Source organism: Streptomyces sp. NPDC006296, assembly GCF_040613235.1.
In the GTDB taxonomy this organism is placed as follows: Bacteria; Actinomycetota; Actinomycetes; order Streptomycetales; family Streptomycetaceae; genus Streptomyces.
Genome location: NZ_JBEXRT010000005.1, coordinates 134022 through 155168, shown reverse-complemented (window position 1 = coordinate 155168; position 21147 = coordinate 134022). Strand labels below are relative to the sequence as shown.

The following is a 21147-nucleotide window of genomic DNA, read 5'->3' as shown; positions in this document are numbered from 1 at the left end:
CCCCGAACCTACCCCCGGGCGGACGGGGTCAGGCGCCCGCCTCGGGGTCCTGCCCCTGCACGGGCGTGACCTGGCTGATCCACGGCGCCTTGTACGTGCTGAGCTGGACCTTCTGGTCGTCCCAGCTGCCGTAGCGCGGGTTGACGTCGATGTGGAGCGCCTTCGACGCCCCGGTGAGGGCCTGCCCGACGGCCTGCACCCCGGTGGGGCTCTGCAGGTCGGCGCCGAGCGCCCGGGCCAGCTTCTGGAGCTGGACCTCCTGGCGCAGGCTCGCCTCGATCTGGCCGGGCGCGACCCAGCGCTGCTCCAGCATCAGGGTCCGCACGCCCTCCTCGCCGCCGGACTGCTCGGCGGCGACGCTGCGGATCTGCTGGATCTCCTTGCGGCTGACGCTCACCCCGGCGTCCTTCGAAGCCCGGTCCAGGACCCGCCCGAAGATCAGGCCGGACAGCTTGACCCGGTTCAGCTGGCCCGACTTGGAGACCAGCTCGTCGGACCGCTCCGCCCCCTGCTGCGCGGTGCGCACGTCGGCCGCCTCGGCCTGGAGCGTGGCCACGTCGATCCGCTCACCGCCGACCACGGCCGCGGCACCGGGGTGGGCCTCGCTGCCGCAGGCGGTCAGGAGCGGTGCCGCGAGGAGCGTGGCGGCGGTGAGGGCGAGCGCGGTGCGACGACGGCGGTGCAAAGGAGCCTCCCGGGGAGAGTTTGTGCATCGGTGCACAAAGCCTTGCGGTGATCGATGTTAGGCAGTGGACGTGATTCGGGCCACTGCTTCGACCAACGATTTCCGGACCGGTCAGTGTGGGGTCGGGGACGAAATCCGTCCCGGCCGACCGTTTTCGACCGTCCCGTGCCTCACACCGATCCCCGGACGTCCTGGTGGTGGGCGAGTTGGCGGCGGAGGTCCACGGGGAGCGGGTGGTGCGGACCGTAGACGCGTTCCGTGTCGTGCAGGAGGGCCTGCAACTCCGCACGGCCCGCCCGGTGGTCCCCCGTCCCGAGCAGGAGGTGGGCGATCCGCCGCCGGATGTCGAACGCGCGGTCCGGGCCGGTGGAGGTCGCGTAGCCGCGGTCGTAGTGCGGGAGGACGGCGCGGTACTCGGCGAGCGCGGCGGCCGCCTCGCCGAGCTGCTCCAGGCACTGCGCGGCGTCGTAGCGGAACTGCAGGGCCTGGGGGTCCGAGGGGCCCGCCTCCGCCGTGCGGTCCTCGGCGAGGCGGCGCAGCTCCGGAAGGGCCCGGCGGTACTGGCCGTCGTCCATCAGCGTGGCCGCGTACTGCTTGCGCAGGATCCGTACGACCGGCGAGTGCTCGCCGTGCTCCTGGGCCGCGGCGGGCAGGATCCCGCCGAGGACGTCGACGGCCTGGGTGATGCGGCCCTCGCCGAGCAGCCGCTTCACCTCGTCGACGGCCCGGGCCACGTTCGGGCGGGCGGGCGGCTCCTGGGCGGGGGCGGGTGCCGGCGGCGGGGCGGCCGCCCGGTCGGGCCACGGGGCGTGCGGGCGCAGGAAGGGCCTGGTCGGGTCGAGGGGCCCGGCCGGCGCCCCGCTGACGGGCAGCAGGGGCCGCAGGGACTCGTAGACCTCCTGGGCGGAGGCGGGGCGGTGCTGCGGGTCCTTGGACAGCAGCCGCAGGACGAGCGCTTCGAGCGCGGCGGGGACCTCGGGCCGGAGCCGGCGCACCGGCACGGGCGGCTCGTAGAGATGGCGGTGCAGGACCCCCAGGGCGGTGGAACCGGCGAACGGCACGTCCCCGCTGAGGAGTTCGTGCAGGAGCACACCGAGGGCGTACAGGTCGGTGTAGGGGCCGACGGCGCCGCCCATCGCCTGTTCGGGGGCCATGTAGGCGGGGGAACCGATCGGTGAGCCGGTGTGCGTGAGACGGGTGGTGTCGGTGTCCATCACGGAGGCGATACCGAGGTCGAGCACGGTGACGGTGCCGTCCGGCTTCACCATCGCGTTGCGCGGCTTGAGGTCGCGGTGGACGATCGGCACGGCGTGCACCGCGGAGAGCACCGCGCACAGCTGCGCGGCGACCGCGACGGCCCAGGGCCAGGGGTAGGGGTCGTGCTCGGCGAGGTGGTCGGCGAGGTCGGCGCCCTCGACGTACTGCATCACGAGGTACAGGTCCTCGCCGTCGCTGCCCGCGTCGTGGACGGTGACGAGGCCGGGGTGGTCGACCTGCGCCGTGACCCGGCACTCGCGGACGAACCGGCGCCGCAGCTCGTCGGCCGCCTCGCCGCCCGGGGGACCCGCCACCCGGTCGGGGCGCAGCAGCTTCACCGCGACCCTGCGGTCGAGCCGCTGGTCGTACGCCGTCCAGACCTGCCCCATGCCGCCCTGGCCGAGAAGGGCCGCCAGCGCGTAACGCCCGCCGATGACACGGCCGTTCACCGGCCGTCACCCTCCTTGCGGAGGTAGTCGCTCAGCGCGTCGAGCTCGGCGCGCACCTGGTCCAGGCGCTGGGGCGGGGCGGCCGCCGGGGTCTCGGGCCGCGGCTCCGGAGCGGCGGCGGGGCTCTGCCGCGGCGCCGGCGGGTAGCCGTAGGACGGGGTGTTCGGCACGGGCGGACCGGGCGCCGTGGTCCACGGCGCGTACCCGCCGGAAGGGAACGTGGGCGCCCCCGGGGGCGGCCCGGCGTACGGGCCGGCGTGGCTCCCCCGCGGACCGCCGTACGGGCCGAAGTGCCGGATCTCCGCGTACAGGTAGTAGGTGACCGCGCCGACGAAGGTGACCATCGCCCAGGACAGGAAGACGACCGCCTGCCCGTCCGTCAGCACGTCGTCCTCCTGCGGCAACGTCCCGAGGTAGACGACGAGTCCGGTGTTCAGCGCCAGCACGAGACCGAACAGCCACCAGTCGCGCGGCCTGCGGGTGACGACCGCCAGCCGCAGCATGGGCACCCAGGCGAGGAACCCGCAGCTCAGCAGCGCGAGCGCCACGAAGACCACGCGCAGCGTCACCAGCGTGGCCGAGGACGGACGGCGCGTCGGCCGCTGCTCCGGCGGATAGCCGTAGCCGTGCATGTGCTGCTCCCGGAGGGCGTGGATCGGACGTGTGCGACGAGCGTATACACCGACACGGCCGACCGGTCCCGGGTTGTGCGCAACCGTTGTGCTTCACGTCACTCGGGGGCCACCGAACCGTCCGTGAGCCCGTCGTACATCCCCTGCACCAGCTGCCCGCCGAGACGGCCCGCGGTGCGCAGCGCGTCCTCGAACGCGGCGAGGTCCCTGAACCGTGCGCCGTACGCCCGCTGTTCGGCCGGCGGCAGGCGCGGCACCTGGAGGCGGCGGGCGTCGAGCCGGGTGGCGGTGGAGGCGTAGCTGCTGGCCTGCCGGTTGTTGGCGGTGCCGCGCAGGAACCCGGCGAGGAACCAGGGGTCGAGGGCGGCCGGATCGGGGCGCAGCAGCTGGAGGTTGCGGCCGAGCACGGCGCCGGCGGTGGCCTCGTCGACGACCCGGGCGACCGCGCCGCCGCCGAGCACGGGCACGACGACGTCACCCGCCTCCAGCAGGAGCGGCTCATCCTCCGGCGGCGCGGTCTGCGGGGAGGCCGTACCGCTGGGCGCCGTGCCGGCGAGGACGTCGTGCTCGGTGAGGACCGGCACCGTGCCGTCGCCGGCCCCGGACCCGGTCCGCAGCGTCAGGGCACCCGCGCGGGCCAGTTCACCGACCGTGGTGGTTGGCCGGCCGGCCGGTTCGCCGGCGGTGGCGGGCGGCGGCGTGAGCCGGGCGGTCAGCCTCAGGGTGCTGTCCAGCCTCTCCCGCACCCGGACCAGCTCGGCCGCGCCGCCACCCCCGGCCGGGGGCGGCAGGTGGCGGGCGGGGGCCAGGTCCACGTCGTCGTCGAGGAGTGCGATGACGGGCACCGCCCGGCTGGTCCCGGGCCGCTCCTCGACGGGCTCGCGGCGCCCCGGCTCGTCGAAGGGGGTCCACGCGTCCAGCACCGCGGCGCGCACCGCCGGCCAGTCCAGCCGGTCGCGGCCGGCCGCCTCGGGCTCCGCCGCGTCGACGACGAGCAGTTCGGGTGCCGGGGCCTGCTCGGCACCCGGCCTGCGGAGGACCCAGATGTGCAGCGGGATGCCGTAGGGGGGCGCGGCGCCCGCCGGGAGCGCGATGACGGCGCGCAGCGCGCCGCGGCGGAGCAGGTCGGCGCGGATCCGGCGCCCCGAACGGCGCGAGGCGGCGGCGGGGGGCATCAGCAGCACGGCGGTGCCGCCCTCCCGGAGACGGGCCAGCGCGTGCTGGACCCAGGCGAGTTCGGACTCGGTGCGGGCCGGGAAGCCGTACTCCCAGCGCGGGTCGTAGGCCAGTTCGTCGTGGCCCCAGTTGCGCTCGTTGAACGGCGGGTGGCAGAGCACCGCGTCCACCCGGAGCCGTGGGAACGCGTCGTCGCGCAGGGTGTCCCCGGTCCGCACCGCGACCGCGGGCCCGCCGGCCCCCGCCGGCGCGGAGTGCAGGGCGAGCCGGAGCGCGGTGAGCGCCGCCAGGCCGGGGTCGGCCTCCTGGGCGTACAGCGCGGTGGGCCGCCCGACGGCGCTCAGCAGGGCGCCGGTTCCGGCGGCCGGGTCGAGGACCGCGCGGGAGCCCGCCGCACCGCTCCCGTCGTCGGCACCGCCGGCGGGCTCCGCGAGGCCGGCCATGAGCGCGGCGAGATCGGGCGGAGTGAGCGTGTACTGACGCGGGTTGGCGTCCAGCTGGCGGCCGAGGAGGAAGTCGAAGGCCTGCCGGGCTCCGGTCTCCGCCGCCAGTTCGGCCACGGCCCGCAGCAGCGGCACGGACGGCAGGAGGGCCGCGGCCGTGGGCGTGGGGAGCGCCCGCTCCGCTCCGAAGCGGTCCGCCAGTACGCGGTCCAGGGCGTCCGGGAGCGCCTCCGCCGTCCGGGCGTCCGGGCCGGCGGTGATCTCCGGCCAGGCGTCGGGCCGGTCCCGGACGAGCAGCAGCGCGCACCCCGCGTGGACGAGCGCGGTCACGGCTCCGCCGGGGTGGCCCGTGAGCTGCTGCCAGACGCGCTCGCGCAGCGGCACCTCGGCGAGCTTCCCCTGTTCACGCAGCCACCGCTCGACCTCGCCGAGCGCGAAGGAGGGGCTGGCCTCGGTGCCCCCGACGGGTTTCGGGAAGTCCGCGTGGCGGCGGCGCCAGTTGCTGACGGCCGCGCGGCCCACCCCGGCGAGCCTGGCGATCCCGGCCGCGGTCACCTCTGTCGAGCTATCCGGCACTGGCCTGTCTCCCGTTCCGCGCACCTGGGTGTCGCTGCTGTGTGGGGGTGAGCATACCGATGCCACACGGCATCGGTTCACACGGATTGCCATGTTGACTCGGTTCACAGTCGATGGTCTTATTGACCTGCCGCACAGCGATGCGGCGAACCGCCCTGCTCACACTCCTCGTTCCTCACCGGAGGGCACAGCCATGTCCCAGCACACACAGCCGCCGCAGCCCCAGCAGCCGTACGCCCCCGAGCAGATCCCGGGCACGCGTCCCGCCCGGAACGGCCTCGGGACCGCCGCCCTGGTCCTCGGCATCATCGGGACCGTCTCGGGCCTGGTGCCCTTCCTCTTCTGGCTCGCCGGGATCCTCGGCCTCATCGCGCTGATCCTCGGCCTGGCCGGGCGGGGCCGCGCCACGCGCGGAGAGGCCACGAACAAGGGCGTCACGACGTTCGGCGCGGTCCTCGGCCTGGTCGCACTGGTCCTGTCGGTCGTCGGGGCCGTCCTCACCTTCAAAGCGGTGGACGGGGTGATGAAGGAGGTCGACAAGGCGGTGGCCGAGGCCTCCGCGTCCGCCGAGCCGGCCACGGCCGACGGCGCGGACGACGGCGCGGCCGGCGGTACCGAGGGCGCGGACGCCATCCTGCGGGCGGACGACTCCGCCGCGTACGACGACGGCCTGGAGATCACGGTGGGCGCCCCGGTCCCGTACACCGCGGGCGAGTTCGCCGTCGGTCACACCCGGGGCAACCGCGCCTACGTGGTCTCGGTCGTCATCGAGAACAAGAGCGGCGAGAAGTTCGACACGACGCTCGTCGGCGTCGACGCCCGCGCGGGCGAGGACGGCGTGAACGCCGAGCAGATCTTCGACGACGAGGTGGGCGAGGGCTTCACCGGCACCCTCCGGCCGGGCAGGAAGATGACGGCGAAGTACGCCTTCGACGCCCCGGCCGACGCCGCGAACCTGACCGTCGAGGTCGCCCCCGGCATCGACTGGGACGCGAGCCAGTGGGAGCTGAAGCTCTGAGCGACGGACGGCGCGGGACGCCCCGCCCGGGGCCCGCGCGCCGCCCGTCCACCGGCGGGCAGGCGGCTCGGCGGCCGTCCTTCCCGCGCGCCGTTCGTGCGCCGGCCGGCGGGCAGGCAGGCAGGCAGGCAGGCAGGCAGCTCGACGATCGTCCTGCCCGCGCGCCGTTCGGCGGGCGGACCACGCCGATCCCGCCCCGGACGGCTCCGGCCCGCCACCGCGCGGACCGGAGTCGCGGACCCGGGCGGTCCGGTGGCGCACCCGCACGGCCCCCGGGACCCGGCCGGGACTCACCGGGGGGTGCCGGCGATCGGCGCCGCCGTCGGCAGGGCGCCCGCCGTCCGGGACGGGAGCGGGGCCGATGCGGTCCTGCGGCACACCGCGGCGGTGGCGGACCACCGCACGAGGCCGAAGACGGGGGCCACCGGGACGACGGTCACCGGCCACAGCACCGTGCCGTCGTTCTCGGTCGGCTCCCGAACGGTCCAGCCGGCCTCGGCGAGTCGGCTCCCGAACGGTCCACCCGGCCTCGGCGAGCGGACCGTTCGCCGGGACGTACCGGATCAGCCGCACCGGAACGACGCCGGGCACACCGGGCACCAGGCCGGTCCCGACGGCGTCAGCCGCCACCCCGGACGCCCGCGGCGCCCGCTCCGGCGGCGGCCCCGCCCGGACCGCCGCGGCTCAACGCGTCGGCGCCTCGGTCGGGTTGCCGCCCGAGGGCAGCTTCTGCTCGGGGCACCCGGCCAGCACCTCCCGCATGGCGTCCTGTTCCGCCCGGGTGACCCACAGCTCGTACTTCTTCTTCACCGAGACCTGCCCGGCGACGTATTCACAGCGGTAGGCCTTGTTGGGGGGCAGCCAGGTCGCGGTGTCCCCCTCCCCCTTGCTGCGGTTGGTGGACGAGTCGGCCGCCACGAGGTTCAGCGGGTCGTTGGCGAACGCCCGCCGCTTGCCGTCGCTCCACTTCTGGGCGCCCTTCTGCCAGGCGTCGGAGAGGGCGACGAGGTGGTCTATGTCCACCTTGCTGCGCCCGCGTTCGAAGGTGATGCGGGTCCCGGTGTACGGGTCCGGGTCCAGCACACCGCTGAGCACCTTGCAGCCGTCGTCGTCCCGGGAGACGTCGTCGAGCTGGTCGGCGAGGATGTCGTCACGGGTTCCGCACCCGTTGCGGTCGGTGTCGATCCACGCCGACCCGAACTCCCCACGCTCGTAACCGGTCTTCGGGGCCCGGCCCTTGACCGTCAGGCCCTCGGCGGCCTCCAGCGCGCTGCCGCCGGGCGCCGGCGCGGCGTCGTCCGAACGCGCGGGGTCGGGCAGGTCGTCCAGGCCCTCACACCCGGTCAGGGCCAGGGACCCCGTCAGGGCCAGGGCCGCCAGGGCGAGGAAACGGTTTCGGGGGCTCACTGCGTCAGAAGGCTTCACAGCGGACCAGATTAGGCGCCGGGCCGCGATCACGGCACCGGGCGGGGCGGCGCGGGGCTACGGCCCGCCGGTCCGTAGCGGCGGGCAGGCGCCGGCCCCGCCGGAGGACCGGCGGGGCCGAGGACGGGCGGGGCCTACGACCCCAGGATCGTCGTGAGGAACTCCCCGGTCCACGCGAGGAGTTCGCGGCCGACCACCGGCTTCCCGCCGATCCGGCCGGCGGTCGGCCGGGGGACCAGGATCTGGCGGGTGGCCGGCTTGAAGATCGTCTTGGGGTGCAGCCGCTTCAGCCGCAGCTCCTGCGACTCGCGCAGTTCCACCGGCGCGAAGCGGATGTTCGGGCCCTGGAGCACGATCTCGCCCACCCCGCAGGCCCGGGCCAGCATCCGCAGGCCCGCCACCAGCAGGAGGTTCTCGACCGGCTCCGGCAGCTTGCCGTAGCGGTCGGTGAGCTCCTCGCGGACCGCCCGGATGTCGTCCTCCGAGTTCGCCGAGGCGATGGCCCGGTACGCCTGGAGGCGCAGCCGCTCCCCCGGGGCGTAGTCGTGCGGGACGTGCGCGTCGACCGGCAGCTCGATCTTGACCTCCAGCGGCGGCTCCTCCTCGACCCCGCCGTCCACCGCCGCCCGGTAGTCCGCCACCGCCTCGCCGACCATCCGGATGTACAGGTCGAAGCCGACCCCCGCGATGTGCCCGGACTGCTCACCGCCGAGCAGATTGCCCGCGCCGCGGATCTCCAGGTCCTTCATCGCCACGTACATGCCCGCGCCCATCTCGGTGTGCTGGGCGATCGTCGCCAGACGCTCGTGCGCGGTCTCCGTCAGCGGCTTCTCCGGCGGGTACAGGAAGTAGGAGTAGCCGCGGTCCCGGCCACGGCCGACACGGCCGCGCAGCTGGTGCAGCTGCGACAGTCCGAAGTTGTCGCCGCGCTCCACGATCAGGGTGTTCGCGTTGGAGATGTCGATGCCGGACTCGACGATCGTCGTGGAGACCAGCACGTCGAACCGCTTCTCCCAGAAGTCGACGACGACCTGCTCCAGCTGGCTCTCCCCCATCTGCCCGTGCGCCGTCGCGATCCGCGCCTCGGGCACGATCTCACGCAGCCGCGCCGCCGCCCGGTCGATGGACTCGACCCGGTTGTGGATGTAGAACACCTGGCCCTCACGCAGGAGTTCACGGCGCACGGCCGCACCGATCTGCTTCTCCTCGTACGGCCCGACGAAGGTGAGGACGGGGTGCCGCTCCTCGGGGGGCGTGGTGATCGTCGACATCTCGCGGATGCCCGTGACGGCCATCTCGAGCGTCCGGGGGATGGGCGTCGCCGACATCGTCAGTACGTCCACGTTGGCCCGGAGCTTCTTCAGCTGCTCCTTGTGCTCGACACCGAAGCGCTGCTCCTCGTCGACGATGACCAGGCCCAGGTCCTTGAACTTCGTCTCCGACGAGAACAGCCGGTGCGTGCCGATGACCAGGTCCACGGACCCGTCCTTCAGCCCCTCCAGCGTCGCCTTCGACTCGGTCTCCGACTGGAAGCGGCTCAGCGCCCGCACGCTGACGGGGAACTGCGCGTACCGCTCGGTGAACGTGCCGAAGTGCTGCTGGACCAGGAGCGTCGTCGGCACCAGCACCGCGACCTGCTTGCCGTCCTGGACCGCCTTGAAGGCCGCGCGCACCGCGATCTCCGTCTTGCCGTACCCGACGTCGCCGCAGATCAGCCGGTCCATCGGGACGGACTTCTCCATGTCCTCCTTGACCTCGGCGATCGTCGACAGCTGGTCGGGCGTCTCCGCGTACGGGAAGGCGTCCTCCAGCTCCCGCTGCCACGGGGTGTCCGCGCCGAAGGCGTGACCGGGCGCCGCCATCCGCGCGGAGTACAGCTTGATCAGGTCGGCGGCGATCTCCTTGACCGCCTTCTTCGCCCGCTGCTTCGTCTTCGTCCAGTCGGCGCCGCCGAGCCGGTGCAGGGTCGGGGCCTCACCGCCGACGTACTTGGTGACCTGCTCCAGCTGGTCGGTCGGGATGTAGAGCCGGTCGCCGGGCTGGCCGCGCTTGGCGGGGGCGTACTCGACGAGGAGGTACTCACGGGTGGCGCCCTGCACGGTGCGCTGGACCATCTCGATGTAGCGGCCGACGCCGTGCTGCTCGTGCACGATGAAGTCGCCCGCCTGGAGGGTCAGCGGGTCGATGGACTTGCGGCGCCGGGCCGGCATCCGCCCCAGGTCCTTGCTGGCGGTCCGCTGCCCGGTCAGGTCCGTCTCGGTCAGCACGGCCAGCTTCAGCGCCGGATCGACGAAGCCGTGGTCGATCGCCCCGCACGAGACGTGCACGAGGGACGGCGCGAGGTCGGCCAGGTCCGGGTCGAGCCGGGCCGCGATGCCCTCGCCGCCCAGCACCTCGACCGTGCGGGAGGCCGGACCCTGCCCCTCGGTGACGAACACCGTGCGCCAGCCGTCCGCCAGCCACCCCTTGGTGTCGGCGAGCGCCCGGGCGGTGTCGCCGCGGTACGCCTCGGGGGCGTGCATCCCGAGCTTCAGGGTGTCCCCGTCCAGCTCCTCGTCGGCGGCGAACGGGGACGTGGACCACCACATCATCCCCAGCTCACGGGCCCGGTCACGGACGTCCGCGATCCCCCACAGGGAGGCCGCGCCGACGTCGATCGGCGCCTCCCCGCCGCCCGCCGTGGCCGCCCAGGACGCCTGGAGGAACTCCTGGCTGGTCGCCACGAGGTCCGCCGCCCTCGTCCGCACCCGCTCCGGGTCGCAGACCAGCGCCATCGCACCCTGCGGCAGGACGTCGAGCAGCAGCTCCATCTCGTCCACCAGGACCGGCGCCAGCGACTCCATGCCCTCGACGGCGATCCCCTCGGCGATCTTCCCCAGCAGCTCGCCCAGCTCCGGGTGCGCCTCGGCGAGGGCCGCCGCCCGGGTGCGCACGTCCTCGGTGAGCAGCAGCTCACGGCAGGGCGGGGCCCACAGCCCGTGCTCGGCGACCTCCAGGGACCGCTGGTCGGCGATCTTGAAGTACCGGATCTCCTCGACGTCGTCGCCCCAGAACTCCACCCGGAGGGGGTGCTCCTCGGTCGGCGGGAAGACGTCCAGGATCCCGCCGCGCACGGCGAACTCCCCGCGCTTCTCGACCAGCTCCACACGGGCGTACGCCGCCGCCGCGAGCGCGTCCACGACCTCGCCCAGATCCGCGGCCTGCCCCCCGCTCAACGCGACGGGCTCCAGGTCGCCGAGGCCCTTGACCTGCGGCTGGAGCACGGAGCGCACCGGGGCGACGACCACCTTGACCGGACCGGTCTCCGGGTCGTCCGGGCGGGGGTGCGCCAGCCTGCGCAGCACGGCGAGACGGCGGCCCACGGTGTCCGAGCGGGGTGAGAGCCGCTCGTGGGGCAGGGTCTCCCAGGAGGGGAACTCCGCCACCGTGTCGGGGGGCAGCAGGGTGCGCAGCGCCGCGGCCAGGTCCTCGGCCTCGCGGCCGGTCGCGGTGACGGCCAGCACGGTCCGCCCGGACTCACGGGCCAGCGCGGCCACCGCGAAGGGGCGCGCGGCGGGCGGGCCGACCAGGTCGACGTGGGCCCGGTGGCCGTCGGAAGCGGCCTTCACCGCTTCGGAGAGCGCCGGGTCGGTGACGACGACGTCCAGCAGACCGTGCAGGCTCATGAAGGGTTCCGTCCGGTGGGGCGAGTGGGCAACGCGAAGGACCCGACACGTGGGACGGGCCGGGGTGTCCAGCGTACGACGCCGGTCTGTCACTCGCGCGGGGGAACGCCGTTGTCCGTCCGGCGGCGGCCGGGACGGAGGGCGGTCCGCCTCCGCACCGGGCGGGGGCGGGCGGGCGGCGGCCCGGCGGTGCACCGCGCACGGGGCCGGACGCCGCTCCTCCCGGGCCCGGCGGAAGGCGGAGACCTGCGGGGAAGTCGTCGTCGGGCGGCGGGCGGGGCCGCAGGGCGACGGGCCGGTCCCGGCGGCCCGGCCGGCGGCCGGACACGATCCGGCCCGGAGCGTTTGGAGGAACGCCCCGGGCCGGACCCGTCATCCTACGTCCGGCGATGTCACCCGTCCGTGGCGATCGTGTTCGGATCGTTCGTCCGGCCGGCCCGGGGAGCCGGCACCGGTACGGCGCACAGTCCGGCCGGGGCGGAGGCGCCCCGGCCGGGTCCCGGCGGCGCACCGCGCAGGGCGATCACCACGGCCCCCGGCCGGATCGTGCGGCGCAGCCGGCGACGGGAGGGACCGTCCGCCCGCGTCGTGCCGACCCCGGGTCCGCTCGACCGGCGGCAGGGATCCCGGTGGCATCCGGTCGGCGGCGTCCCGCCCGGCCGTCGCGGTGCCGCCGAACGCCGCGCCCGGTCCGGGCACCGGAACCACGGCCCGGGCCGGGGTCTCACCCCTCGGCCCGCCCCTCCCGCGAGGCCGCGGGCGGTGAGACAGTGACCACCCGGCAGATAGATGCATAGGGAAGGGACACCAGTGGGCGGCACCGGCGGCACGGACAGCCCGGAAGCGGTGCACGGCGGGACCGCCCCGGACGGCACCCGGGACACGGCCCGCAGCCGCCGCCCGGTCGCGGCGGCACTCATGCTCGGCATGGGCCTCGCCGCCCTCGACGGCACCATCGTCGCGACGGCCGTCCCGCAGATCGTCGGCGACCTCGGCGGTTTCTCCGTCTTCTCCTGGCTGTTCTCCGGCTACCTGCTCGCCGTGACCGTCACCCTGCCGGTGTACGGAAGGCTCTCCGACACCTTCGGCCGCAAACCGGTCCTGATCACCGGCATCGTCCTCTTCCTGGCCGGCTCCCTGCTCTGCGCCGCCGCGTGGAACATGGCCGCCCTCATCGCGTTCCGCGTCGTCCAGGGACTCGGCGGCGGCGCCCTCCAGGGCACCGTGCAGACCATCGCCGCCGACCTCTACCCGCTCAAGGAGCGGCCCAAGATCCAGGCGAAGCTGTCCACCGTCTGGGCCACGTCGTCCGTGGCCGGCCCCGCGGTGGGCGGCCTCCTCGCCGCGTACGCCGACTGGCGGTGGATCTTCCTCATCAACCTGCCGGTCGGCGCCGTGGCCCTCTGGCTGGTCGCCCGCCACCTCCACGAACCCGCCCGGCCGCGCCCCGCCACCCGGCCCCGGATCGACTGGGCGGGCGCCCTCGGAGTGTTCGCGACCGGCGCGCTCCTGCTGACCGCGCTCGTCCAGGGCGGCGTCGCCTGGCCCTGGCTCTCCGCCCCCTCCCTCGGACTGCTCGGGGCGAGCGCCGCGCTGGCCGCCCTGACCGTCGCCGTCGAGCGCCGCGCCGCCGAACCCGTGATACCCGGCTGGGTCTGGCGGCGCCGCACCATCGCCTCGGTCAACCTCGCCCTGGGCGCGATGGGACTGCTCATGGTCGCGCCCACCGTGTTCCTGCCGACCTACGCCCAGTCCGTCCTCGGACTCGGCCCGACAGCCGCCGGATTCGTCCTGTCCGTGATGACCCTGAGCTGGCCCGTGTCCGCCGCCCTCTCCGACCGGGTCTACCACCGCATCGGCTTCCGCCGCACCGCCATCACCGGCATGACCGGGGCCCTGCTGGTCCTGCTCTGCTTCCCGCTGCTGCCCTACCCGGGCGCCGCCTGGCAGCCCGCCCTGCTCATGCTGCTGCTCGGCGCGAGCCTCGGACTCTTCCAGCTCCCGCTGATCGTCGGCGTCCAGTCGACGGTCGGCTGGACCGAGCGGGGCACCACGACCGCCTCCGTGCTCTTCTGCCGCCAGGTCGGCCAGAGCCTGGGCGCCGCGCTCTTCGGCGCCGTCGCCAACGGGGTGCTCGCCTCCCGGCTGGCCGACGCCCCGGTCACCGGACTGCCCGACGGACTGGACGCCGTCTCACACGCCCTGGAGAACCCGGCGACGCTCTCCGCCGCCGCGGACCACCTGCGCAGAGCCGTCGACACCGCCGTCGACCACGTGTTCACCGGCGCCGCCGTCGCCGCCGTCCTCGCCCTGCTGGTGCTCGTGTTCCTGGCCCCGCGCCGCTTCCCCCTCCTGAAGGAGCACGAGACCGCCGCCCCGGCACCCCAGGACTGAGCACCACCGCAGCGGCTGCGGCCCCGGCCGCTCACCGCACGGGAACAGGCCGACGGGCCCCGTCGTCCGGACCCGCCACCGGCACCCGGCTCCGCACGGACACCCCCTCGGCCCGCCGCGCTCACTCCTCCGGTCCCACCGCCACCCGTCCCGTCAGCGCCGCCAGCGAACTGCGCACGTGCGCCATGTGCGCATGCAACTCCTCACGGCCCTCCTCGTGCTCCCGCAGCACCCGCTCCGTCTCCCGCACCACACGCTCCTCCGCCGTCCTGGCCCCCGACACCAGCTCCGCCGCCCGCGCCTCCGCGTCCTCCTGACCGTGCCGGGCCGCCTCCTCGGTCTCCGCCAGCTCCCGCCGCGCCCGCGCGAGCAGCTCCTCCCCACGCCCCGTCATCTCCGCCTCACGCCGCACCGCCGCGGCCTCCGCAGCCGCGATCTCCGCATCCGCCGCCTTGCCCCGCTCGGCATGCTCCTGGTCCTGATGCGCCAGCACACCCTCCGTACGGCGACGCGTCTGCACCATCTCCGCCTCCGCAGCGCCACGCACCTCACCCGCCTCCCCGCGCGCCTCCTCCACCAGCGCCGCAGCCGCCTCCCGCGCCGCGGCCACCGCCTCCTCCGCAGCGGCCTCCGCCGCACCCCGCACGGCCCCCGCCCGCTCACGCGCCGCCTCACGGACCTCCCGGCCCGCCCCGTCCGCCGCGTCCCCCCACTCCTGGGCGTCCTCCAGCGCCGAACCCCGCGCCGCCTCCGCCTCGGCCTCCGCCAACTCCAGGATCTGCCGCGCCCGGTCCCCCAACGACTGGTACGTCTGCGGCGCGAGCGACGCCACCACCTCACCCAGCCGCACCGACTCCGCGGACAGCTCCTCCGCCAGCGCGGTCAGCCGTGCGATCCGCTCCAGAGCCCCGTCCCGCTCCGCCGTCAGCGAGGCCACCGTCCGGTCCACCTGCTCAGGGCGGTAACCACGCCCCCGCACACCCACGAACCCGTACGCGGACACCGGTCCACCACTCATCCCTGAAGCCCTCTCTCCCGCACTCCGACGCCCGACCATGAAGCAATACGCCAAGGATGCGGTAATTGGCCCGGAAGTCGGAATCGATCAGCCGCATTCAGGACGGAAGCGACCCGCATCACAGCACCACGCACCCGAGAGGCGCCCGCCCCCACCGGGGACGAGCGCCTCTCACGGACCAGGATCAGACCCGGCCGGACCCCGTCACAGCAGCCCGTCCCACATCTGCTCCAGCAGAACCGACCACCAGCCCTCCGGCGACGCCAGCGCCGCCGGATCGACCGCCGCCAACTGCGCCTGGAAATCGACCGTCCACCGGCCCGCCTGCTCCGGATTCAGCCCGAACCGCAACCGCCACATCCGGCCCAGCAACGCCATCGACCGCACGAACTCCGGCAGCCCCGTGTTCACGAACTGCGGAGGCACCGGCTGACCGCCCGGCCCCGCCTCCACCGGCACGGCCACGATGTTCGCCGTCCCGTACTGCACACAGATCGCCCGGCCGAAGTCCGACCCCATCACCAGGTACGACCCCGCGTCCGACGCCGCCTGCACCTGACGCTGCGCCGCCAGCTCCGCCAGCGTCGGCACCACCGGATGCCCCGGCTGCGCCCAGAAGAACGGCCCGAAATCAGCGGGCAGCCCCGCCCACACCAGCGTCCGCGCCACCACCTCGGGCACACCCTGACGCGACACCGCACGCTGATCGAAACGCAGCACACCCGGACCGAACGCCCCGTGCAGCTCCTCCGCCAGCGCCTCCGGAGGCACCGCCGGAGCGGGCGCCACCTGCGGCAGCGGAGCCCGCACCGGAGCAGGCCGCGCCGGGCCGTCCGCCACCTGGTGCAACTCGCCCTGGTGCGTGAGCAGATGCTGCATCCCCTGCTGCCGGCTCGCATGATCCGTGCCGTACGGCGCCACACTCGTGATCCGGACCTGCGGCCAGGTCTCCCTGATCATCCGCGCGCAGTAACCCCCCGGCAGCTCACACGACTCCAGCTCCGTGTGCAGCTCGATGACCTGCTGCGGCGGCACACCCATCGCCCGCAGCTCGTGCAGCATCTGCCACTCCGGATGCGGCGTACCCGGCGCCGAACGCCGGATCAGCTGCTGCTCACTGCCGTCGGCCGCACGGAACCGCAGCACGGCCTGGTACCCGGGCCCCACCGTCGGCTGCCCCGCGGGCTGCTGCGGATAGCCGTACGCACCCGGAGGCGGCGTGTGCGGACCCTGCCCCGGCATCCCGGGAGGACCGGGCGGCTGCGGCGCCCCCGGACCGGCCTGGCCCGGACCCGCCAGCATCGTCGCGGCATGGTGCACCCCGCCCCCCGGAGGAGGCGTCGCACCGGGCGGAGGACCGGGCGGCCCCGGAGGACCGGGCGGAGCCGGCGGCTGCGGGACACCCGCGGCCCCCGGCGCACCCGGAGGCCCGGGAGGAGCAGGCGGACCGGGCGGCCCCGGAGGACGCGGCGCGTTCGGCCCGCCGATGCTCGCGTCGGCGAACATCGTCGCCGCATGATGCACCCCGCCCCCCGGAGGAGGCGTCGCACCCGGCGCACCGGGAGGACCGGGCGGAGCCGGCGGCTGCGGCGCACCCGGAGGCTGCGCCCCCGGCGGACCGAGCTGCGACACGAGCTGCGTCGGCACGTACCCACCCGAGGACGCGCCCGGCCCCGGCGGCGGAGTCGCCCCCGGAACACCCGGCGCCCCGGGCGGCGGCGGGGTCGACGGCCCCGTCCCGCGCCCCCCACGCGGCGGCACCGTGGCCCTGCTCGTCGCGGCGTCCGCGATGTCCCGCGCACCGGTGTCCTCCGCACCCGGAACCGGAGCACCCGAGGCACCCGGAGCCGCAGGGCCCGCACCGGGAAGCCCCGGCGGCGGCGCCTGCGGATCAAGCCCCGGCACGACCGCCGTCGCCGGCAACCGGCTGCCACCCGACATCAGCGCCGTGGGCGCCTCCGCCGGCACGACCGGCGGCGGCACCCCGTCATCGTCCGAACCGGACAACGGCGGCGCGAACACCGTCGCCGGCAGCGGCACCGCCCCCTCGTCCGACCCCCCGTTCGTGTCCGTACCCGCCCAGGGAGTCCCCCCGGCCGGCACCCCGTCGTTCGCCGTCGGCTCGTGATCCGCCCGACCGCCCGCAGCCGGCCACGACGCACCCGACCCCTCCCCCGGAACGGACGCCGCCGAAGACACGGCGTCCCCGGCAGAACCACCGGAGGACGGACCCGCAGCGGAAGCCGCAGCGGACTCCGGGACGGAGGACGACGACCCGGCCGCCCCCGAACCCCCCGCATCCGCACGCCGGTCCGGGATCCCCAGCTTGTCCGCCGCCTCCTGAAGCCACTCCGGCGGAGTCAACAGGAACGACGTCTGATTCAGATCGATACGCTCCGGAACCTCCGCGACCGGCTCCGCCTCACCCGACGCCCCGTAACACTCCTCGTACCGCCGGATCACCTCACCCACCGGCAGCCCCGGCCACAACGTGGCCTCACCACTGTCCCGGGCGATCACCAACCGCTGACGGCCCCCGTCCGAGACCGGACCCTCCGCACGGTCCTCGGCCCACACCACGAAACCCAGCTCGAACTCACGGACCCGCACCTCACGATGCTGATACGCGGGCACCTCACCGTTGACCCACTCGTCCGCCCGCTCCTGCGCCTGCGCGAAGGTCACCACCGCGCTCACCCCTCCACCGGGACGGCCCGCGCGAAGCCACCGTCCACCATCAGGTTCGCCACCGTCTCCAACTCCGGCGGATTACCCGCCAGACGCTGCAGGAACGCGTCGAAATCCTCACCACACGGCAACAGCAGCCGGTCCACCCGCTCCTGCACACCCCAGCCGTCCTGATCCCGCGCGTCGTCGTACGCACAGAACCACACCGACCCCACACCCGCACCGCGCACCTTCACCGCGACGATGCCGCCCTGGACGAAACCCACACCCAGGAAGTCCTTCGTGAAGTGATCCCGCAGACACTTGTTCACGTACACCAGATCATTCATCGCCGCCTCCTCACGCACCGTGAAGAACGGCTGATCCACCAGCAGCCCCAGCTCCGCGTCCAACGCCGCACCCACCGGCGCCGAACCACCCGCAGCCTTCAGGAACGACCGGTACGCACCCGGAAGCCGGTACCCCAGATCCTCCTCGACCCCCAGCACCTGCTGCTCACCCACCGCGACCGACGCCTTCGGCAACCGGAAATGAGCCGGCCGGGTCTCCTGCAACGGCCGCGTACCCCGACGGTTCTGATCCACCCCGGCCGTCGCCAGCCCCCCGTGATGACGCAACAACGCCTTCACCTCGACCGGCACCAGCTCCATCCGCCGGCCACCCGCCACGTGATGCCACGTCCAGCCGTGCGGAGTCGCCACCGCGGGAATCGTGTCCCACAGCTCATGACCGCTCGCCGCCAACGCCGCGTTCGCCGACACGTAGTCCGTCAACCGCAACTCGTCCACACCGAAACCCGGAGGAGGATCCGCGATCTCCGCCGCCGCACGCGCGTACGGCGACAGGACCGGATAACCGTCCCCGTCCACCCGCACACCCCTGGGATGACGGGACGCCCGGACCGGATCCGGGAAATGCACGACCTGCCCCGCATAGGCCGCATTCGGTGGCGCGGCTTGCTGCCCGAGCCGACCTGTCGTCATGGCGGTTGCCCCCTGCTGCGTCCGGTGTTCCGCACAGCCTATGCGGTGGCGCAACAAGGCCCCCCGGCCCGCACCCCCGCTCACCGAACGTCACCGGCGCGTGACGGACACACCACCACGCAACCCCCGCACCACGACACGAAGACCCGTTTTGCCCACCCAGCTTCCCCACCATGCTGCACATTTGGCAGGCTGTCCCCGCAACTCGGGGGATTGCAGGGAGGGACACCAGCACCATGCACTCAGCACAAACAGTCACATCCGGAGACCCGCGTCTCAGTTGGATCACCACCGAGACCCACCACACACCCCACCTCCAGCACCGCCGCGACGGCATCCTGCCCGCGGTGGCCGCAGCCCTGTCCGTACGCGGAGAGACACTCACCTGCACCGCCGGAAAAGGCGACCGGCCCCCCGTCCTCCACCCACTCGTCCAGGACTTCCTCGACACCCTCGCCACCCATCAGCGGGAACGCTTCACCGGACGCTGCCCCGAAGCCATCCTCCTGTCACGCCAGCTCACCGCCGCCGACGACAGCCGCTCCAAACGCGCCCAGCGCAAACCCCTCACCAACGGCGAAGCCCGCCGCGCACTCAAACACGCCCGCCTCACCGCCCGCCGCATCCGCGAGGACGGCGACCCCCTCCACGGCAGCTACGCACCCCCCTGCCGCTCCTGCACGGTGATGCTCGCCCACTTCGGCGTACGCCCCGTCGACCTCACCACGCGTGCGGCGACCACCGCCGAGAAGGGCTGAGCACACCACCATGCACGACCGGACCGACGTACCCGGCCAGCACAACCGCCCCGGCACCAGCCGCTTCCCCGACACCGTGGCCACCGCACTCCGCGACGCCGGCTGGGAACCCGGCCGCTGGGACATCCGCCGCGCCGAGGAATGGGCCGACGCCCTGCGCTCCCACACCTCCCCCGGCGGACACCAGCACGCCGTCTTCCCCGCCGCCGTCGAAGCCTGGGCCGAATTCGGCGGACTCCGCATCACCCCCACCGCACCCGGCCGGCAGATCGCCACCGCCACCGTGCACATCGACCCGCTCAGCGGACTCCACCTGGCCCGCACCCTCAAGGACCTCGGCCGCGCACTGGAGACCGAGGTCGCCCCCCTCGGCGAAGAAGGGGACGGCCGGGCCGTCCTCGCCATCGACACCGAAGGCCGCGTCTACTCCATCGACCACACCGGCGACTGGTACCTCGGCTCCGACATCGACCGCGCCCTGGAAACCCTCATGACCGGCGTCCAGCCCGCCCGCCTCACCTCCGGCTGAACCCCCGCACCACCGGCCGGGCGCCCCACCCCCGGCCCCCGGACCGGCCCCTCACACCCCACCGGCCCCCGGCAGTACCGCCGACACCCGGAAACCCCCCGCATCCGTCGGCCCCGACACGAACACACCCCCGAGCCCCGACACCCGCTCCCGCATCCCCACCAGACCGTTGCCCCCGCTCGGCAGCCCCGCATCCGCCGTCACACCGTCCACCGGACCGTTCTCCACCTGCATCGCCACCTCGGCACCCCGATGCGCCAGCCGCACCCACGTCCGCGCACCCGCCGCATGCTTGTGCACGTTCGTCAACGCCTCCTGCACCACCCGGTACGCCGTCTGCTCCACCTCCGGCGCATACGCACGCGGCTCCCCCTGCACCGACAGCTCCACCGTCATCCCCGCCTCACGCGACTGCGCCACCAGCGCCTCCACCTCGCACAACCGCGGACCGTCCTCCACCACCGGCACGACAGCGGGCGCGGCGACCCGCCCCACCGAAGCCAACGGCACCCGCCCCGGACCCGGAGCCACCAGAGCGTCCCCGCTCCGCAGCACCCCCAGCATCTCCCGCAGCTCCGTCAACGCCTGCCGCCCCATGTCCCCGACCAGCGCCGCGTTGCGCACCGCCTTCGCCGGATCCTTCGGAGCCACCGCCTGCAACGCCGCCGCGTGCACCACCATCAGACTCACCCGGTGCGCCACCACGTCGTGCATCTCCCGGGCGATCCGGGTCCGCTCCTCCGTACGCGCCCACTCGGCCCGCTCCTCCGCCCGGTCCGCCAGCAGCGACAGCTCCCGCTCCAGCGAGTCCGCCCGCTCCCGCAGGCTCTCCATCAGCCGCCGCCGGGCGCCGATGTACAGACCGAACAGCACCGAGGGCGCCGTCAGCCCCAACGACATGAAGAGCGACACCACCGGGACGTACCAGACCCCCGGCCCGAAGTCCGCGTCCGCGTCCACGCTCTGCCGCAGCCGCACGTACGACACGACGAACGTGCCCACCAGCGTCATCCCCGTCAGGACCACCGTGATCCTGCGCGGCACCTCGGACGCCGCCAGGGTGTACAGCCCGACGATCCCCATCAGGAAGCCCATCTCGGCGGGCATCGTCGCTATCGACACCAGCACCACCGCGATCGGCCAGCGCCTGCGCAGCACCAGCACCGACCCCGCGCACAGCCCGAAGAGCACCGCCAGCGGCACCGGCAGCCCGGTGTCCCCGGCGAACTCCACCCCCTCCAGCACACACTCCAGCGCCGACACCAGCGCCAGTCCCACGTCCAGGGCGGCACCGCGCCGCCGCTCCCACCACCAGTAGCCGCGGGTGGTCGATCCCGCCGCCTCCCGGTCTGCCCCCGTTGCGGTCATGGCATCCAGCCTACGGGCGGGCGCATCCCATTTTCCGGAGACTCCATCAGCACGGAAAGTGACCGGTCGTGCCACAAACACCG

14 protein-coding genes and 1 pseudogene are annotated in these 21147 nt (G+C 74.4%); 4 read left to right on the top strand and 11 right to left on the bottom strand.

The annotated features are described in order from the left end of the window. Nucleotides 1-28: 28 nt before the first annotated feature. The 4 genes from ABZ172_RS05635 to ABZ172_RS05620 all read right to left on the bottom strand — a co-directional run bounded on the left by ABZ172_RS05635 (nt 29) and on the right by ABZ172_RS05620 (nt 5218). On the bottom strand, nt 29-685 hold the full coding sequence (locus tag ABZ172_RS05635; protein WP_356880531.1) for a SurA N-terminal domain-containing protein: 657 nt from the start codon (nt 683-685) through the stop codon (nt 29-31). Nucleotides 686-855: 170 nt separating this feature from the next. Beyond that, nucleotides 856-2391: a serine/threonine-protein kinase gene (locus ABZ172_RS05630; protein ID WP_356880529.1), complete on the bottom strand. Its 1536-nt coding sequence runs from the start codon at nt 2389-2391 to the stop codon at nt 856-858. Continuing rightward, nucleotides 2388-3023 (bottom strand): hypothetical protein, encoded by a 636-nt coding sequence (locus ABZ172_RS05625; RefSeq protein WP_356880527.1) that lies wholly within the window; start codon nt 3021-3023, stop codon nt 2388-2390. Before ABZ172_RS05625 ends, ABZ172_RS05630 begins: the two co-directional genes overlap by 4 nt. A gap of 98 nt (nt 3024-3121) precedes the next feature. Then, nucleotides 3122-5218, bottom strand: coding sequence for an N-6 DNA methylase (locus tag ABZ172_RS05620; RefSeq protein WP_356880525.1), 2097 nt, complete (start codon nt 5216-5218; stop codon nt 3122-3124). A 193-nt stretch (nt 5219-5411) separates the two neighbouring features. Here ABZ172_RS05620 and ABZ172_RS05615 point away from each other — a divergent pair, with 193 nt between their 5' ends. Next, nucleotides 5412-6236 carry a DUF4352 domain-containing protein gene (locus ABZ172_RS05615; protein WP_356880523.1) on the top strand — a complete coding sequence of 275 codons (825 nt, stop codon included), beginning with the start codon at nt 5412-5414 and terminating at the stop codon, nt 6234-6236. A 684-nt stretch (nt 6237-6920) separates the two neighbouring features. Here ABZ172_RS05615 and ABZ172_RS05610 read toward each other — a convergent pair. The 3 genes and pseudogenes from ABZ172_RS05610 to ABZ172_RS05600 form a co-directional block, all read right to left on the bottom strand. Further along, complete coding sequence (locus ABZ172_RS05610) at nt 6921-7643, bottom strand: HNH endonuclease family protein (RefSeq protein ID WP_356880521.1); 723 nt, start codon at nt 7641-7643, stop codon at nt 6921-6923. A 152-nt stretch (nt 7644-7795) separates the two neighbouring features. Then, nucleotides 7796-11326: a transcription-repair coupling factor gene (gene mfd / locus ABZ172_RS05605; protein ID WP_356880519.1), complete on the bottom strand. Its 3531-nt coding sequence runs from the start codon at nt 11324-11326 to the stop codon at nt 7796-7798. A gap of 392 nt (nt 11327-11718) precedes the next feature. Further along, nucleotides 11719-11922 (bottom strand): annotated as a pseudogene (locus ABZ172_RS05600) (hypothetical protein); the annotation flags it as partial. Between the two features lie 193 nt (nt 11923-12115). Here ABZ172_RS05600 and ABZ172_RS05595 point away from each other — a divergent pair. Next, nucleotides 12116-13720, top strand: a complete 1605-nt coding sequence (locus tag ABZ172_RS05595; RefSeq protein ID WP_356880517.1) for an MFS transporter — start codon at nt 12116-12118, stop codon at nt 13718-13720. A 121-nt stretch (nt 13721-13841) separates the two neighbouring features. Here ABZ172_RS05595 and ABZ172_RS05590 read toward each other — a convergent pair whose 3' ends face one another. From ABZ172_RS05590 to ABZ172_RS05580, 3 genes are all read right to left on the bottom strand, one after another. Beyond that, entirely contained in the window at nt 13842-14738 is an 897-nt protein-coding gene (locus ABZ172_RS05590) for a cellulose-binding protein (protein ID WP_356880515.1), read from the bottom strand. 204 nt (nt 14739-14942) lie between these two features. Next, nucleotides 14943-17435 (bottom strand): SUKH-4 family immunity protein, encoded by a 2493-nt coding sequence (locus ABZ172_RS05585; RefSeq protein ID WP_356880513.1) that lies wholly within the window; start codon nt 17433-17435, stop codon nt 14943-14945. Then, nucleotides 17432-18409 carry an SMI1/KNR4 family protein gene (locus ABZ172_RS05580; protein ID WP_356880511.1) on the bottom strand — a complete coding sequence of 326 codons (978 nt, stop codon included), beginning with the start codon at nt 18407-18409 and terminating at the stop codon, nt 17432-17434. Before ABZ172_RS05580 ends, ABZ172_RS05585 begins: the two co-directional genes overlap by 4 nt. Before the next feature lie 236 nt (nt 18410-18645). Here ABZ172_RS05580 and ABZ172_RS05575 point away from each other — a divergent pair, with 236 nt between their 5' ends. Then, entirely contained in the window at nt 18646-19167 is a 522-nt protein-coding gene (locus ABZ172_RS05575) for a YwqJ-related putative deaminase (RefSeq protein ID WP_356880509.1), read from the top strand. Between the two features lie 10 nt (nt 19168-19177). Further along, nucleotides 19178-19696 (top strand): SUKH-3 domain-containing protein, encoded by a 519-nt coding sequence (locus tag ABZ172_RS05570; protein ID WP_356880507.1) that lies wholly within the window; start codon nt 19178-19180, stop codon nt 19694-19696. A gap of 51 nt (nt 19697-19747) precedes the next feature. Here ABZ172_RS05570 and ABZ172_RS05565 read toward each other — a convergent pair whose 3' ends face one another. After that, the gene (locus ABZ172_RS05565; RefSeq protein WP_356880505.1) at nt 19748-21064 is read right to left on the bottom strand and encodes a histidine kinase; all 1317 of its coding nucleotides are present in this window, start codon (nt 21062-21064) and stop codon (nt 19748-19750) included. Between the last annotated feature and the right edge of the window lie 83 nt (nt 21065-21147).

Excerpts from the sequence above, each read along its gene's own strand:
- ABZ172_RS05625 (WP_356880527.1), bottom strand. The coding sequence starts at position 3,023 with ATGCACGGCTACGGCTATCCGCCGGAGCAGCGGCCGACGCGCCGTCCG.
- ABZ172_RS05615 (WP_356880523.1), top strand. The coding sequence starts at position 5,412 with ATGTCCCAGCACACACAGCCGCCGCAGCCCCAGCAGCCGTACGCCCCC.
- mfd (WP_356880519.1), bottom strand. The coding sequence starts at position 11,326 with ATGAGCCTGCACGGTCTGCTGGACGTCGTCGTCACCGACCCGGCGCTC.
- ABZ172_RS05595 (WP_356880517.1), top strand. The coding sequence starts at position 12,116 with ATGCATAGGGAAGGGACACCAGTGGGCGGCACCGGCGGCACGGACAGC.
- ABZ172_RS05590 (WP_356880515.1), bottom strand. The coding sequence starts at position 14,738 with ATGAGTGGTGGACCGGTGTCCGCGTACGGGTTCGTGGGTGTGCGGGGG.
- ABZ172_RS05580 (WP_356880511.1), bottom strand. The coding sequence starts at position 18,409 with ATGACGACAGGTCGGCTCGGGCAGCAAGCCGCGCCACCGAATGCGGCC.
- ABZ172_RS05575 (WP_356880509.1), top strand. The coding sequence starts at position 18,646 with ATGCACTCAGCACAAACAGTCACATCCGGAGACCCGCGTCTCAGTTGG.
- ABZ172_RS05570 (WP_356880507.1), top strand. The coding sequence starts at position 19,178 with ATGCACGACCGGACCGACGTACCCGGCCAGCACAACCGCCCCGGCACC.
- ABZ172_RS05565 (WP_356880505.1), bottom strand. The coding sequence starts at position 21,064 with ATGACCGCAACGGGGGCAGACCGGGAGGCGGCGGGATCGACCACCCGC.